14 protein-coding genes, 1 tRNA gene and 1 pseudogene are annotated in these 14,941 nt (G+C 67.5%); 11 read left to right on the top strand and 5 right to left on the bottom strand.

Annotated elements, in window-relative coordinates:
- The first annotated feature begins 7 nt into the window (after positions 1-7).
- From E3O28_RS06410 to E3O28_RS06385, 6 genes are all read left to right on the top strand, one after another.
- Positions 8-1,270 carry a glutamate-5-semialdehyde dehydrogenase gene (locus E3O28_RS06410; RefSeq protein WP_104103426.1) on the top strand — a complete coding sequence of 421 codons (1,263 nt, stop codon included), beginning with the start codon at positions 8-10 and terminating at the stop codon, positions 1,268-1,270.
- 64 nt (positions 1,271-1,334) lie between these two features.
- Positions 1,335-1,535 carry a hypothetical protein gene (locus E3O28_RS06405; RefSeq protein ID WP_104103428.1) on the top strand — a complete coding sequence of 67 codons (201 nt, stop codon included), beginning with the start codon at positions 1,335-1,337 and terminating at the stop codon, positions 1,533-1,535.
- 14 nt (positions 1,536-1,549) lie between these two features.
- Positions 1,550-2,152 (top strand): nicotinate-nucleotide adenylyltransferase, encoded by a 603-nt coding sequence (nadD, locus tag E3O28_RS06400; protein WP_255570938.1) that lies wholly within the window; start codon positions 1,550-1,552, stop codon positions 2,150-2,152.
- Between the two features lie 47 nt (positions 2,153-2,199).
- Entirely contained in the window at positions 2,200-3,189 is a 990-nt protein-coding gene (locus E3O28_RS06395; protein ID WP_134415442.1) for a hypothetical protein, read from the top strand.
- Between the two features lie 40 nt (positions 3,190-3,229).
- The gene (gene rsfS, locus E3O28_RS06390; protein WP_104194944.1) at positions 3,230-3,607 is read left to right on the top strand and encodes a ribosome silencing factor; all 378 of its coding nucleotides are present in this window, start codon (positions 3,230-3,232) and stop codon (positions 3,605-3,607) included.
- 72 nt (positions 3,608-3,679) lie between these two features.
- Positions 3,680-3,752: transfer RNA gene (locus E3O28_RS06385), tRNA-Ala, on the top strand.
- A 160-nt stretch (positions 3,753-3,912) separates the two neighbouring features.
- Here E3O28_RS06385 and E3O28_RS06380 read toward each other — a convergent pair.
- Positions 3,913-4,131 (bottom strand): DUF1653 domain-containing protein, encoded by a 219-nt coding sequence (locus tag E3O28_RS06380; RefSeq protein ID WP_134343143.1) that lies wholly within the window; start codon positions 4,129-4,131, stop codon positions 3,913-3,915.
- Positions 4,132-4,524: 393 nt separating this feature from the next.
- On the opposite strand from E3O28_RS06380, the gene E3O28_RS06375 reads away from it, so the two are divergent.
- Positions 4,525-4,920 carry a YchJ family protein gene (locus E3O28_RS06375; RefSeq protein WP_104103582.1) on the top strand — a complete coding sequence of 132 codons (396 nt, stop codon included), beginning with the start codon at positions 4,525-4,527 and terminating at the stop codon, positions 4,918-4,920.
- 385 nt (positions 4,921-5,305) lie between these two features.
- On the opposite strand, the gene nrdD (E3O28_RS06370) is transcribed toward E3O28_RS06375, so the two are convergent.
- From nrdD (E3O28_RS06370) to E3O28_RS06365, 3 genes and pseudogenes are all read right to left on the bottom strand, one after another.
- Entirely contained in the window at positions 5,306-5,911 is a 606-nt protein-coding gene (nrdD, locus tag E3O28_RS06370; protein WP_347232369.1) for an anaerobic ribonucleoside-triphosphate reductase, read from the bottom strand.
- A pseudogene (gene nrdD / locus E3O28_RS17315) lies at positions 5,881-6,006 on the bottom strand (anaerobic ribonucleoside-triphosphate reductase); the annotation flags it as partial. The pseudogene nrdD (E3O28_RS17315) and the gene nrdD (E3O28_RS06370), both read right to left, overlap by 31 nt.
- A 141-nt stretch (positions 6,007-6,147) precedes the next feature.
- Positions 6,148-6,528, bottom strand: coding sequence for a hypothetical protein (locus tag E3O28_RS06365; RefSeq protein ID WP_104103444.1), 381 nt, complete (start codon positions 6,526-6,528; stop codon positions 6,148-6,150).
- 212 nt (positions 6,529-6,740) lie between these two features.
- Here E3O28_RS06365 and E3O28_RS06360 point away from each other — a divergent pair, with 212 nt between their 5' ends.
- Positions 6,741-7,802 (top strand): LLM class flavin-dependent oxidoreductase, encoded by a 1,062-nt coding sequence (locus E3O28_RS06360; RefSeq protein ID WP_134415441.1) that lies wholly within the window; start codon positions 6,741-6,743, stop codon positions 7,800-7,802.
- Positions 7,803-7,952: 150 nt separating this feature from the next.
- Here E3O28_RS06360 and E3O28_RS06355 read toward each other — a convergent pair whose 3' ends face one another.
- Positions 7,953-8,144: a hypothetical protein gene (locus E3O28_RS06355; protein WP_134343145.1), complete on the bottom strand. Its 192-nt coding sequence runs from the start codon at positions 8,142-8,144 to the stop codon at positions 7,953-7,955.
- A gap of 360 nt (positions 8,145-8,504) precedes the next feature.
- On the opposite strand from E3O28_RS06355, the gene glgX reads away from it, so the two are divergent.
- From glgX to treZ, 3 genes are read left to right on the top strand one after another with little or no spacing between them, the layout of a single operon-like run.
- Positions 8,505-10,709 (top strand): glycogen debranching protein GlgX, encoded by a 2,205-nt coding sequence (gene glgX / locus E3O28_RS06350; protein WP_134415440.1) that lies wholly within the window; start codon positions 8,505-8,507, stop codon positions 10,707-10,709.
- Entirely contained in the window at positions 10,706-13,096 is a 2,391-nt protein-coding gene (gene treY, locus E3O28_RS06345; RefSeq protein ID WP_134415439.1) for a malto-oligosyltrehalose synthase, read from the top strand. The genes glgX and treY overlap by 4 nt, the downstream gene beginning before the upstream one ends.
- Entirely contained in the window at positions 13,086-14,858 is a 1,773-nt protein-coding gene (gene treZ / locus E3O28_RS06340; RefSeq protein ID WP_134415438.1) for a malto-oligosyltrehalose trehalohydrolase, read from the top strand. The genes treY and treZ overlap by 11 nt, the downstream gene beginning before the upstream one ends.
- Positions 14,859-14,941: the final 83 nt, after the last annotated feature.

Here is a 14,941-nt window from a genome sequence, read left to right as displayed (position 1 = left end):
TACCGGGATGTTGCAGACCGACTCACCTCAGATCACTCCGATCCTCGAAGCCGCCCGAACCGCCGCCCGAACTCTGGCCACGACGTCGACCGGGTTGAAGAACCAGGCGTTGCACGGGATCGCCGCCGCCCTGCGGGGGAGCGCTGCGGAGATTCTGGCCGCCAACACCCTGGATCTGGCCGCTGGCACGCACAATGGCCTCTCCGAGGGCATGCTCGACCGCCTCAGCCTCGACGAGGCGCGCATTAACGCCCTCGCCGACGCCGTGCTCGAGATCAGCCTGCTCACCGATCCCGTTGGGGAGGTTGTGCGCGGCTCCAGCCTGCCCAACGGCGTACGAATCAGCCAGGTGCGTGTACCCTTCGGTGTCGTCGGCGTCATCTACGAGGCCCGCCCGAACGTCACCGTGGACATAGCCGCCATCGCTCTGAAGAGTGGCAACGCCGTCGTCCTGCGGGGTGGATCGGCCGCCGAGAACACCAACCGGGTGCTCGTCACCCTACTCCAGGCGGCGATCAGGCAGGTCGGCCTGCCCGAGGCGTGCGTGCAGACCATCGACCCGTTCGGCCGTACCGGTGCCACCGAACTGATGCAGGCCCGCGGCCTTGTCGACGTGCTGATCCCGCGGGGGAGCGCCGGTCTGATTCGGGCCGTCGTCACCCAGTCGACCGTGCCCGTGATCGAGACCGGGGCAGGCGTCGTGCACATCTTCGTCGACGAGTCGGCGAATCCGGAGTGGGCGGTCGACATCGTGCACAACTCGAAGGTGCACCGGCCCAGTGTCTGCAACGCCCTCGAGACTCTGCTCGTGCACGAGGCCGCGGCCGCGCGGCTCCTGCCGGCCGTTCTGGCGAAGCTGACGGAGTCCGGCGTTACCCTGCACGGCGACGACCGCGTGCGCGAGATCTTCCCCGCGGCGGTGCCGGCCACGGAGGAGGACTGGTCCACCGAGTACATGGGCCTCGAACTGGCCGTGGCGGTCGTCGACTCCCTCGACGACGCCATTGCGCACATCCGTCGCTACTCGACCGGGCACACGGAGTCGATCATCACAAACGACATCGTGAACGCCGACCGGTTCCTCGGAGAAGTGGATTCCGCGGCGGTCATGGTCAATGCCTCGACCCGGTTCACCGATGGCGGCGAGTTCGGTTTCGGAGCCGAGGTGGGCATTTCCACTCAGAAACTGCACGCTCGCGGGCCGATGGGTCTGCCCGAGCTCACCAGCACCAAGTGGATCGTGCGTGGCTCCGGCCAGGTGCGCGCATAGCCCCCGCTAGACTGTTGGCCATGGCGTATCGCTGTGCCATGTGAGTCCCTGAATGGAGAATCCCATGTCGTTCCTGACCGTTGTGCTGGCTGAGGCCGGGCTCGTCGATTTGCCGATGCCGATCTTCCTCTACGGAGTGATCGCCCTCGTGGTCTTCGCCGCGCTCGGCTTCGTCGTCTGGTCCTACCGGGATGTCGCCAACCGCCACCAGGCCAAGGCGAAGGCTTACTCCGACGCCCACGGCGGCGCGCGCAGCGACCACTAATCGGAAGCGTCACCATCCATAATTTCGGGGCCCGCCCACCGCGCATCGGCGTGATGGGCGGCACGTTCGACCCCATTCACCACGGGCACCTTGTGGCCGCCAGCGAGGTGGCTCAGAGCTTCGACCTTGATACGGTCATTTTCGTTCCCACCGGTCAGCCGTGGCAGAAGGCAGATGTGACCGAGAGCGAGCATCGGTATCTCATGACGGTCATCGCCACCGCCTCCAATCCCCGGTTCACCGTCAGCCGGGTCGACATCGACCGAACCGGGCCCACGTACACGATCGACACCCTGCGGGATCTGCACGCCGAACGCCCGGACGCGGAGCTCTTCTTCATCACGGGTGCCGACGCGATGGGGCAGATCCTGGGCTGGAAAGATGTTCAGGAGCTTTGGGATCTGGCCCATTTCGTGGCTGTGAGTCGTCCGGGACACGAGCTCAGTATTTCGGGATTGCCCAACCAGGACGTAAGCTTATTGGAGGTTCCGGCTCTGGCCATCTCGTCCACGGACTGCCGGGAACGTGTGAATCGGGGATTCCCGGTCTGGTATCTGGTCCCCGATGGGGTTGTCCAGTACATCTCAAAGCATCATCTGTATCGGAGTGTGGCATGACGTTGGGTAATGACCCACAGCCACTGACGCGGCGACAAGCCCGCGAATTGGCTAGTCGGAACGAGCAGGTCGTCGCCGGCGAATCCGCCGTTCCTGCGCCTCCGGCGCCGCTCGAACCGGCACCGGTGGATCAGGCACCGGTTCCTTCGACGGATGCCCTTTCCGCAAAGCAGCATGCCGCCCAGCAGTATCCCGCCGCACCGACCGCGTTCGCGCCTCGCGCCGTCGACGGCACGCGCAGCGTTCTCCACGCACAGGACCACAACACCCTGACCCGTCGTGAGCTGCGCGCGCTTCAGACCGCGCAGACCGGCGATTCCGGCGAATTCCTGCTGAAGCACAACTCCCACACCGAGTCGGCGCTCCCCGCTGCCGCGATCGCACCCGCACCTGTCCCCGAGACGGCTGCGCACCCCTTCGCCATCGACGCGCTGCACGTTCCGGTGGCCCCCGCCAGGGTGGCGCCGCCCGTCGAGTTCCTGATTGAGGCCTCCCCGCGCACGAAGGTCAAGTCCCGACCCGGAGTGCTCCACCCGCCGGTCGGACACTGGTCGCTGGCCCGCGACGAGGTTGACGACCACGTTCCCGGCGTGACACAGCTCGAACCGTTCGACCAGATCGTGGCTCGCGGCATCAGCGCCGGCGGCATTCCGACCACGACCAACGCCCTGATCCTGCCGTCCATCCCGCACCACGGATCTTCGTCGGGCCCGCTCATGCGCACCGGCGAGATTATGGTCACCGGGTCGATCGATCTACCCCGCAGCCTCGGTTCCACCGGAGCCCTGCCGAACGTCTTCGACTCGTCGGACATGGACCAGATGCTCGACCAGCTCGACGAGGGTGGACACCATAGCGACGTCGCCCCGGTCAGTGCGAGCCGCGCCGTCAGCACGCACGCTTCGACCCGGGGTGTCATGGCTCCACCGAGAAAGCGCGGGTTGACCGTCCCGGCCGTCCTGACCGTTACCGCAGGCGTGCTCGCTTTCGGCGTGCTGGCCCTGATCGTGGCCGGCTACGTCCTCAAGATTTTCTAATGCCATCCATTTCGCCTTCACTAACTCAGGGATTCATTCGATGACCGCTTCTGCCCATGCTCTCGAGCTCCTCCAGGTGGCCGCCGCCGCCGCAGACTCGAAAGCGGGGGAGGACCTCGTCGCAATCGACGTATCCAATCCCCTGCCTCTCACCGACATCTTCCTGATCGTCACGGGCCGCTCCGAGCGCAACGTGGTGGCCATCGCCGGTGAGATCGAAGACAAGATGACCGAGGCCGGCCACAAACCGTTGCGTCGCGAAGGCCGTGCCGAGGGGCGCTGGGTCCTCGTCGACTTCGGCGATCTCGTCGTGCACATTTTCCACGAGGAAGAGCGCGTGTACTACTCGCTCGAACGTCTGTGGAAAGACTGCCCCGTCATTCCCATCGCACTGCCTGCCCACAAGGCCGCCGAGTAGCGGTGGTCAGCGGCAGGCTAATCATGTAGTAGCCTAAAGAAGTTGTTTCGGGCAAGTTGCGAAACATATTCTGGGTCCGTGGCGCAGCTGGTAGCGCACCTGCATGGCATGCAGGGGGTCAGGGGTTCGAATCCCCTCGGATCCACCGAGTAGCACAACGTACCGAAAATATGGAACAGGCCTCGACTTCGGTCGGGGCCTGTTCTGGTTATGTGGGGCAGAAAAGCTCATCAATTTTCGCATGAAATGTATCGATCAGATGGATCCTCGCGGAGGCCCTCTGACGCGGCTGCGGGGGCTGGTGATCACGCGCCGTCGATCAGGGCGAAGCGTGGAACGTCTGCGCCGTCGACGCGGACGGTTCCCGTGAACATGGCCAGGGGGCGCACCCACAGCCCGCGTTCTCCGTACAGGGTGGTGTAGACCACCAGCTGTTCCTCGGTCTCCGAGTGCCGGGCCACGCCGAGAACCTCGTAGAGGTGACCTTTGTAGTGCTTGTATCTGCCGATCGCAATGTCATTCATGGTGGGCTGACTCTAGGCTCCTTCGCCCGACATTCCCAAACCGTCATCTCCCCACCCGAGCCGGACCGGCAGGTACCGGGCCGTACCCTGTTGCCCGGCGCCACACACCTGTTCGAGGAGCCGAAACCCTGGCGGCGGCCGCCGACCTGGCCCGGGACCGGGTCGCCGACCACCTCGCCCAGACCGTCCCGCCACCGGTTGCCCGCACCGCGAGTATCGCTCCGAGTCCGGCCGACACCCGAGCGACGGGAGCCACAGAACGAACCCGGCACGGGGGGAGGTGACCGCGACGCTGCGATCGAACAGGTCGGCAGAACGCGAGTACGAGACCGAGCCGACCGGGTTCCGGCGGCCCGAACGCTGCCCGATACTGGAGGGGTGCCCGAGACTTCGATTCCTGCAGAGCGCCCGCAGCGCCCTCGACCGTGCCCCTGCCTGAGCGGCAACCTCTATTCCGCGTGCTGTGGTCGGTTCCACCGCGGGGACGCGTTTGCGCCCACCGCGGAGGCGCTGATGCGGTCCCGGTACGCGGCCTTCGCGGTGGGGGAGCCGGACTACCTGCTCACGACGTGGCATCCGCTCACCCGCCCGGAGGTGCTGGAACTCGACGCCGACGTGCGTTGGCTCCGCCTCGAGATCGAACGGACCGCGCAGGGCGGCCCGTTCGACACCGAAGGGGTGGTGGAGTTCACGGCGCACAGCCGGTCCGGCGGCGTCTCCTCGCAGCAGCACGAGATCAGCCGGTTCGTGCGCCTGAACCGCCGGTGGGTCTACCGGGACGCCGTCTAGCCCAGCTGCTCCAGGTGGGCTTTCAGCCGCGCCGCGAACGCGGGGCGGGCACCTTCGGCCCGCACAGTCTGCAGCACGTGTTCCCGCACGCCCAGGGCGGTGAGCGTGGCGCTGAGCCCCTGATGTCTCCGGGGGGGGGCATGATCATCGGGTCGACGGTCGTGCGTGCCGGGTGGGCTCCCCACCCGAAAAGACCACGCCGTCGAGCAGGCCGAGACGCTTGGCCAGCAGCCAGCAGCCAGCAGCCAGCAGCCAGCAGCCAGCAGCCAGTCGCAGGTGGACAGTGCCACAAGTCCCGCGATCTGCAGATCGTTCGCGCTCGCACTTCTTGCCGATGCTGAACGAGCTGACCGGGCGGAAGTGGCCCATCACGATGGTCCACACCTCACAGACGCCGCCGCAGACCGTGCAGGTCGGGTGCTCGCCGGCCAGGTAGCCGTGGTCGGGGGCAGATTGAGAACGACGGCGTAACCGTGATGTACGGCAGCCGGTGCGTCGTCAGGGAGCGCTGGACGAGCTCGCGGCAGGCCGCGGCCGTGCAGAGCTTCTCCGACATGTACAGGTGCAGCGCGGTGCCGCCGGTGTGGCCTCCAGGTTGTACATGTTTCCGGTGGTCTCCTGGAATGAAGTTCTGAAAATAAGGAGTGCCAAACACCGCGGTCATCACGTCGATAGACGCTCGCTTGATCACGCCCATCTCCTCGGCCAGGTCGCCGTGGTTGAAGTCCTGCTCGACCTCGCCGATCACGGTCACCTGCTCGCGCAGGTCCTCCGGGCAGACCCAATCGAACGTGAGGTTGGTGAACGGCGCCCTGTAGGAGTCGAAGGAGCTGCACTCCTGCGCTCCGGCCCACTTGTTCTGCATGGTGCCGAGGAAATTGACGATCTGCGCGATGGCCGAGGAGAAATGCCTCGGGGAGTGGACTCGACCTTGTCGAGAAAGCCAATCAGTCCCCCGTCGAGGAACACCCGGAGCGACCAGCCGGCGCAATAGCCGGCCAGCATGTCGAGTTCGTGGATGTGTAGCTCGCCCTCGCGGTGCGCCTTGCCGATCTCGGCGCTGGAGACGGCGGCACGGATCCGCACTGCGTCGGAGGGAGCGTTAGCGCCAGTGCGCGTGATGGACCGAAATTTCGGGTTTGTGTATTCGACCTCACACCCGGTGCCTCAACGTCACCACATCTTGGGGTCCACATTCCGATACTGACGACATGTGGTGGTGAGTGGCTAAGCGAACGGTCGGAACAGGGCCGCCAAAATGGCGATATAGACGACCACGAAGACTGTGGGGGTCAGGAAGCGCACGACGTTGATCCACGGCGCGGAGGCGATGACGCCGCGCCCGAGGGCGCTGCTCGCGGGCAGCGCGCGGAGGTCAGCCACGATGGCGAGCCCTTCGTTCGCGGACGCGATTTGAGCGAGCGCGCCGAGAATGCCTGAGGCCAGCAGGATGCCCGCGGCCGCGATGCGCACGCTCAGCTCGGCCTCCGCAAGGCCGAGGGACAGGAAGGCCACGAGCGCCGTGAGCAGGAAGGTCGGAGCGAACTGGGACACGATGATGTGCCAGCGGGCCCGGGTCCAGAGCGAAATGAGTTCGTGTTCGGTCATGGGAAATCTCCTGTCGCCGGGGCGACCGGATGGTGGCGCCTGACCCCATTCTGCCCCCTCGCGCCGGCTCGCCGGCGGCCCCATCCCTAGCGGAGCGCCCCGAACCTCAGGTCGGGCTCGGAATATTCTCGGGACGGCCGCGGTTTTTTCCTTTGAATGCATTTGCATAGAGTTTGTCGAACGTTCCGACCACGGCGAGGAGCACGCACCAGATGAAAAAGAAGTTCGAACTCGGGCTGGATACCTTCGGTGACGTTACCTTTGACGCCTTCGGGGCTCGGTTGTCCCAGGCGGCGACGCTGCGCAACGTGGTGGCCGAGGGTGTGCTGGCCGATCAGGTCGGCCTGGACTTTTTCGGGATCGGTGAGCACCACCGGGAAGATTTCGCCGTTTCCGCCCCCGAGGTTGTTCTGGCCGCGATCGCCGGACAGACCACCAGCATCCGTCTCGGGTCGGCGGTCACCGTTCTCAGCTCCGACGACCCGGTGCGCGTCTTCCAGCGCTTCTCCACCCTCGACGCGGTCTCCAGCGGGCGTGCCGAGGTCATCCTGGGTCGCGGCTCCTTCACCGAGTCGTTCCCGCTTTTCGGGCTGGAGCTGGAGCAATATGAGCTTCTGTTCGAGGAAAAGCTCAACCTCTTCACCGAGTTGCTCAAGGAGGAGCCCATCACCTGGTCGGGCGAAACCCGTGCCGGCCTGCGTAACCAGCGGGTGTTCCCGCCCACCGAATCCGGATCCCTCACTACCTGGATCGGCGTGGGCGGCAGCCCCCAGTCCGTCGTGCGCGCCGCGCACTACGGCCTGCCGCTGATGCTGGCCATCATCGGCGGCTCGCCGCTGGCCTTCGTGCCACTGGTTCAGCTCTATCACCGTGCGCTGGCCCAGTTCGAGAAGCCGACCCGCCCGATCGGCGAGCACTCCCCGGGATATGTGGCCGTGACGGATGCCCGGGCGCGCGAGGAAACGTGGCCGCACTATGCCGCCATGCAGGACCGGATCGGCCGCGAGCGCGGTTGGGGTCCGGTCACCCGGGAGCGCTTCGAACACGACGCCGGCCCGGACGGCGCCCTGTTCGTGGGCTCACCCGAGACCGTGGCCACGAAGATCGCCGCCACGGCGGTGAGGCTGGGGCTCGCCCGCTTCGACCTCAAATACAGCCTCGGCACGCTCTCCCACGAGAAGCTGATGACCAGCATCGAGCTTTACGGCACTGAGGTGGCACCGCTCGTGCGCGAGCTGGTGGCTGCCGACCGCGCCGACGACGTGAGCGGGTGATCGCGGAACGCCAGAATACGAGGCCCGTCACAGCGCACGGAACGGATTCGACGGAGATTTTGCTCAGTACGGCTCGAAATACTCCGGAAACCCGCTCTTGTGCCAAAATCTCCGTCGAATTGGTTCGACACCGGGCACGGTGCTCCGCCTCTAAAGCTCGGCCACCGTGCCGGCGCCCTCCTCCTGCAGGGCGTACCTGGCGGGGACGAGCTGCTCGAGGCTGCGGTAGACATCCGCCGGCACCACGTCTTCGCCGGCCAGTGCGCTGAGGATGATGACGTCTGTCCCCAGGCCGGCCCGGAGGGTGAGGTCGTAGAGCTCGTCGAGATCGTGCCGGGACAACACATCGCCCTGAGCCTCGGCGAGATGTACGCGTTCGCCGCCACGCCGAGCGTGCAGGTACGCAGTACCTCGGCCGGGGCGTCGCACCGCGAGCCTGAACCATCCGGGCCTGCAAAACTCCCTGGCCACCGGCGTGCAGAGGCACATCGGTGGCGTCCTCGCGGCCCTCGACGGTGACCGTGAGAACCGGGGACGGAGCGAAGACCACGACCGCATTCACAGCGGCTTGATACCCAGAGCGGTCACCCGCGAAAACGGATCGGGCGTCGACGGGGCCCGGCAGACTGTAGCGTACTTGTGGGCATACCGGCGCGATCGGTGTGTCGACAGCACGAGACCCGTAGCACGAGGAGCACCCTTTTGGAAACCTGGCCCGGTACTGCGTACCCGCTCGGAGCAACGTACGACGGCAGCGGCACGAACTTCGCCCTGTTCAGCGGAGCCGCCCACCGCGTTGAGCTCTGCCTTTTCGACGAACAGGGCGTGGAGACCCGCATCGACGTGGTCGAATCCAGCGCGTTCATCTGGCACTGCTACCTGCCCCTGATCCAACCGGGACAGCGCTACGGCTACCGCGTGCACGGCGACTACAACCCCGCCGCGGGCAGCAGGGCGAACCCCAACAAGCTCCTGCTCGACCCCTATGCCAAGGCCACCTGCGGCACGATCGACTGGGACCAGTCCCTGTTCTCCTACAACTTCGGTGACCCGGATTCGCGTAACGACGAGGACTCCGCCCCGCACATGATGCTCGGCGTCGTCGTCAACCCGTTCTTCGACTGGGTGGGAGACCGGCCCCTGCGTACGCCCTACAGCGCCTCCCTGATCTACGAGGCCCACGTGAAGGGCCTCACCAAGCTGCAGGATGCGGTACCGGAGGGCCAGCGCGGCACGTACGCCGGCGTGGCGCATCCGTCGGTCATTGACCACCTGCAGAAACTCGGCGTGACCGCGATCGAGCTGATGCCGGTGCACCAGTTCGTCAACGACGGCACCCTCGAGGAAAAGGGTCTGAACAACTACTGGGGTTACAACACCATCGGGTTCTTCGCCCCGCACAACGCGTATTCCTCCTCCGGTGACCTTGGCAACCAGGTGCAGGAATTCAAGGGGATGGTTCGTTCTCTGCACGACGCTGGTATCGAGGTCATCCTCGACGTGGTCTATAACCACACCGCGGAGGGCAACCACCTCGGCCCGACGATCTCGTTCAAGGGCATCGACAATGAGGCGTACTACCGGCTCATGGACGACGACAAGCGGTACTACATGGACTACACGGGCACCGGCAACACCCTGAACGTTCGTCACCCGCACTCGCTGCAGCTGATCATGGACTCGCTGCGCTACTGGGTTCTCGAGATGCACGTCGACGGCTTCCGGTTCGACCTGGCCTCGGCTCTGGCCCGGGACCTCTACGACGTCGACAAGCTCTCCACCTTTTTTGAACTGGTGCAGCAGGACCCGGTGGTGTCCCAGGTCAAGCTCATCGCCGAGCCGTGGGACGTCGGCCCCGGTGGGTACCAGGTCGGCAACTTCCCGGCTCAGTGGACGGAATGGAACGGAAAGTACCGCGACACCGTGCGTGACTTCTGGCGCGGCGAACCGTCGACGCTGGGCGAGTTCGCGTCGCGAATCACCGGTTCCGCCGACCTCTACGAGCACTCGGGCCGCCGCCCCGTCGCCTCGATCAACTTCGTCACCGCGCACGACGGGTTCAGCCTCTCCGACCTGGTCTCTTACAACGAGAAGCACAACGACGCCAACGGCGAGAACGGCCAGGACGGCGAATCGCACAACCGGTCCTGGAACTCCGGGGTCGAGGGGCCGACGGATGACCCGGAGGTCCTGGCATTACGGGCCCGGCAGCAACGCAACTACGTTGCCACCCTGCTCCTGTCGCAGGGTGTGCCGATGATCCTGCACGGCGATGAGCTCGGCCGAACGCAGAACGGCAACAACAACACCTACGCCCAGGACAATGAACTGAGCTGGATCCACTGGTCGGAGGCGGACCAGCCGCTGATCGAGTTCACGGCTGCCGTTTCCCGGCTGCGCCGCGAACACCCGACGTTCCGCCGCAGCAGCTTCTTCAACGGCCACCCCGGTCACCGCGCCGCGGGCGACCCGATGAGCGACCTTGTCTGGCTGACCCCCGACGGGCAGGAAATGCAGCCCCAGGACTGGGACGAGCACCTGACGCGCACGGTCGCCATGTTCCTCAGCGGCGACGGCATCCGGGAGCGCGACGTCCGTGGCCAAATGGTGACCGACGTGAATTTCCTGGTCTGCTTCAACGCAGACGCCGAGGATGTCGAGTTCACCCTGCCCCCGGCCGAATACGCCCCGGCGTGGGAGATCGTCGTCGACACGGCGGGCGAAGGCGCCGACGCGGTTCCGCGGCCCGCCGGGTCCCTGCACACGGTGACGTCGCGTTCCCTCCTCGTGCTGCGGGCGTATCACGCTCCGGAAACCACGCCGGACCACTCCGTCGCGGCCTCCCTGGCCGGGCTGATGACGGGGACGATCCCCGTGATCGACCCGGCGCACCTGGTCCAGCCGTGAAAATTCCGCTCACCACCTACCGTCTGCAGATCACGACCGCGTTCGACCTGGCGGCCGCGGAAGGGGTGCTCGACTACCTGACCGAGTTGGGAGCGGACTGGCTCTACCTGTCCCCGCTGCTCGCTGCGGAAGAGGGCTCCGACCACGGCTACGACGTCGTCGACCACTCACGCATCGACCCGGTGCGGGGCGGAGCCGAGGCGCTCACCCGCTTGGCGGCGGCCGCGACGGATGCCGGGCGCGGCATCTTGGTGGACATCGTGCCCAACCACATGGGCGTCGCGACCCCGCACCGCAACCTCTGGTGGTGGAACCTGCTCCAGCACGGCCCCGCCTCGCGCTACGCGGAGGCCTTCGACGTGGACTGGGCCGCGAACGGCGACCGAATCCTGCTGCCCGTGCTCGGCGACGACGCGGACGGAATGAGCGAACTCGACCGCCTCCAGGTGGTCGGCGACGAGCTGCACTACTACGACAACCGGTTCCCGCTCGCCCCGGGCAGCGCCGACGGCGGCGCAGACGCCCGCGTCGTGCACGCCCGGCAGCACTACGAACTCGTCAACTGGGGCCGCGCGGACGCGCAGCTGAACTACCGTCGGTTCTTCTCCGTGAACACCCTGGCCGGCCTCCGGGTCGAGGTGCCGTGGGTCTTCGACGAATCCCACCGGGAGATCGTGCGCTGGGTGCAGGACGGCCTCGTGCACGGGCTGCGGGTCGACCACCCCGACGGTCTCGCCGACCCGGGCGGCTACCTCGACCGGTTGCGGGATGCCACCGACGGAGCCTACGTGCTCGTCGAGAAGATCCTCGAGGGTGACGAACAGCTGCCGACCAGCTGGGCCACCGCCGGCACGACCGGGTACGACGCCCTCGCCGACTTCGACCGGCTGCTCGTCGACCCGGCCGGGCAGGGCGCGCTCGACGCACTCGAGGCCCGGCTGCAGGCCGAGGCCGCGGCGCTGACCGGTGACGCGCCGCCGGCGGACTGGGCCGACCTGGTGCACGCGCGGAAGCGCGTCATCGCGGACCGCACCCTCCAGGCCGAGGTCGTGCGCCTGGCCCGACTGGTCCCCGGCGGCGACGCCACCACCGAACTGACCACGGTCGACGCCCTGGCCGAACTCCTGGCCTGCTTCCCGGTCTACCGCTCCTACCTCCCGGTGGGCATCGACGAGCTGCGCCACGCTGGCGTCGAGGCGGCTCGCCACCGGCCCGACCTCGGCCCCGCGATCGAGGCTCTGCTTCCGTTGCTCGGCGACCCGGGACATCCGCTGGCCGTGCGCTTCCAGCAGACCTCGGGCATGGTGATGGCCAAGGGTGTCGAGGACACCGCGTACTACCGCTTCAGCCGGCTCACCTCGCTGAACGAGGTCGGCGCCGACCCGGGGGAGTTCGCGGTCGACCTGGCCGAGTTCCACCGTCGCCAGCAGACCCGTCAGGCCACCTTCCCGGCCTCGTTGACGACCCTTTCCACCCACGACACCAAGCGCAGTGAGGATGTGCGCGCCCGGATCTCGGTGCTGGCCGAGATCCCGGCCGAATGGGAGAGCACCCTGCGCACCCTGCGCGCGACCGCGCCCCTCGGCGACGCCCCGTTCGAGAACCTGCTCTGGCAGGCCATCGTCGGATCGTGGCCGGCCACACCGGAACGCCTCATCGCCTACGCGGAGAAGGCGGCTCGGGAAGCCGGAACGTCGACCACCTGGACCAGCCAGAACGCGGAGTTCGAGACGGCGATGCGCGGCCTCGTGACCGCCTCTTTCAACGACCCGGCAGTCACGCAGACGCTCACCGCGTTCGTCGACCGGGTGCGCCAGGCGGGCTGGAGCAACGCGCTCTCGAACAAGCTCGTGCAGCTGACGGCCCCCGGAGTGCCCGACGTCTACCAGGGCAGCGAGCTATGGGACACCTCCCTCGTCGACCCCGACAACCGCCGCCCGGTCGACTACGACCTGCGGCGCGGCTACCTGGCCCGGGTGCAGGACGGCTGGCTGCCGCCCGTCGACGAGACCGGCGCCGCGAAACTTCTGGTCACCACGCGCGCCCTCCGGCTGCGCCGCGACCAGCCCGAACGTTTCTACCGGCACAGTCCGGTCCCCGCGTTCGGCGCCGCCGCCGACCACGTGATCGCTTTCGACCGCGGCGGCGCGGTCACCATCGCCACCCGGCTGCCGCTCGGGCTCGCGGCCGCGGGCGGCTGGGGAGATACGATCGTGGTCTTGGCCGGCGGGCCGGTCGTCGATCTGCTGACCGGGGAACGCCACCCCGGCGCATCCGTCAGCGTGGCCGCCCTGCTGGGGCGCTACCCGGTGGCCCTGCTGGTGCCGGCCGACGACGCCGACCCGACCCGCACGACCGACCTGGAAGGTGCCGACCATGCCCGCTGAATTCAAAGTCTGGGCTCCCAACGCATCGGCCCTGGCGGTCGAACTCGCCGACCAGACCGTGCCGATGACCCCGCGGGGCGACGGATGGTGGCACGCACCCCGTCCGCTGACCGAGCCCGCCGAGGGCCGTGCCGATCAGCCCGTCGACTACGGCTTTTTGATCGACGGTCAGGGGCCCTTCCCCGACCCCTGCTCCCGGCACCAGCCGAACGGCGTGCACGCGAAGAGCCGCACGTTCGATCCCGGCGCGCACGTCTGGCAGGACAGCGCCTGGACCGGCCGCCAGCTGGCCGGCAGCACGATCTATGAGCTGCACCTCGGCACCTTCACAACGGAGGGCACCCTCGACGCCGCGGCGGGCCGACTGGCCCACCTGGCCTCGATCGGCGTCGACTTCGTGGAGCTGCTCCCGGTCAATGCCTTCAACGGCACCCACAACTGGGGCTACGACGGGGTGCTCTGGTACGCCGTGCACGAGGGCTACGGCGGACCGGCTGCCTACCAACGGTTCGTGGACGCCTGTCACCAGGCCGGAATCGGCGTCATCCAGGACGTGGTCTACAACCACCTCGGCCCGAGCGGCAACTACCTGCCGCAGTTCGGTCCGTACCTGAACGAGAGGGGCGACACGGGCTGGGGCTCCTCTCTCAACCTCGACGGCGCCGACTCCGACCCGGTGCGCCGCTACATCATCGACAACGCCCTGATGTGGCTGGGCGACTACCACGTCGACGGACTCAGGCTGGATGCGGTGCACGCCCTGCGGGACGACCACGCCCTGCACCTGCTCGAGGAACTCGCCGCCGACGTCGATGTGTTGAGCGCCACCCGCGGGCGTCCGCTCACCCTGATCGCCGAATCGGACCTCAACGACCCGCGTCTGATCACGCCGCGGGACGCCGGCGGCTACGGGCTCACCGGCCAGTGGAGCGACGACTTCCACCACGCCGTGCACGTGGCGGTCACCGGCGAGACCACCGGCTACTACGCCGACTTCGAGCCGCTCAGCGCCCTCGCGAAGGTGCTCACCCACGGGTTCTTCCACGACGGCACCTTCTCCAGCTTCCGCGGGCGCACCCACGGTCGGCCGATCGACACCGCACGGATGCCGGCCTGGCGCCTCGTCGTCAACAACCAGAACCACGACCAGATCGGCAACCGGGCCACGGGCGACCGCCTCAGTGCGACCCTCGACTCCGGGCAGCTGGCGATCGCCGCCACCCTGACCCTGCTCGGCCCGTTCACGCCCATGCTGTTCATGGGCGAGGAGTGGGGGGCGAGCACACCCTGGCAGTTCTTCACGTCGCATCCGGAACCCGAACTCGGCGAGGCCGTCCGCACGGGCCGGATCGGCGAGTTCGCGCGCATGGGCTGGGACCCGGCCGTGGTGCCCGACCCGCAGGACCCGGCCACGTTCGAGCGGTCGGTGCTGGACTGGGCTGAGGTGTCCCAACCGGCCCACGCGCGCCTGCTCGATTTCTACCGGGCTCTGGGCTGGCTGCGGCGTTCCCGTCCGGACATCACGGACCCGCGCTTCGGCCGGGTCGCGGTCGACGTCGACGATAACGAGCGGTGGCTGCGGCTCTGCCGCGGCGACACCGAAATCCTGGTCAACCTGGGCACGGAGGCTCGTGACGTGCCGACGGATGCCCCGGCGCTACTGGCATCCTTCGCCGCCGTCGGCGACGCGGTCCAGTCTCGCACGCCCACCGCGGTCACCCTCGCACCGCACTCCGTCGCCGTGTTCGGCGCCTCCGACTAGCCCGCAGTCAACGGTCCTCGGGGCCTCGTGCCTCGCGGCGCACCCTACGGAAACTGGCGCACGTTACACCGTGCGCCAGTTTC

This window comes from Cryobacterium sp. TMT2-14 (assembly GCF_004402465.1).
Taxonomy (GTDB): Bacteria; Actinomycetota; Actinomycetes; order Actinomycetales; family Microbacteriaceae; genus Cryobacterium; species Cryobacterium sandaracinum.
Note: the sequence above shows the minus strand (reverse complement) of the source record. Positions and strands in the feature narration are given on the sequence as shown.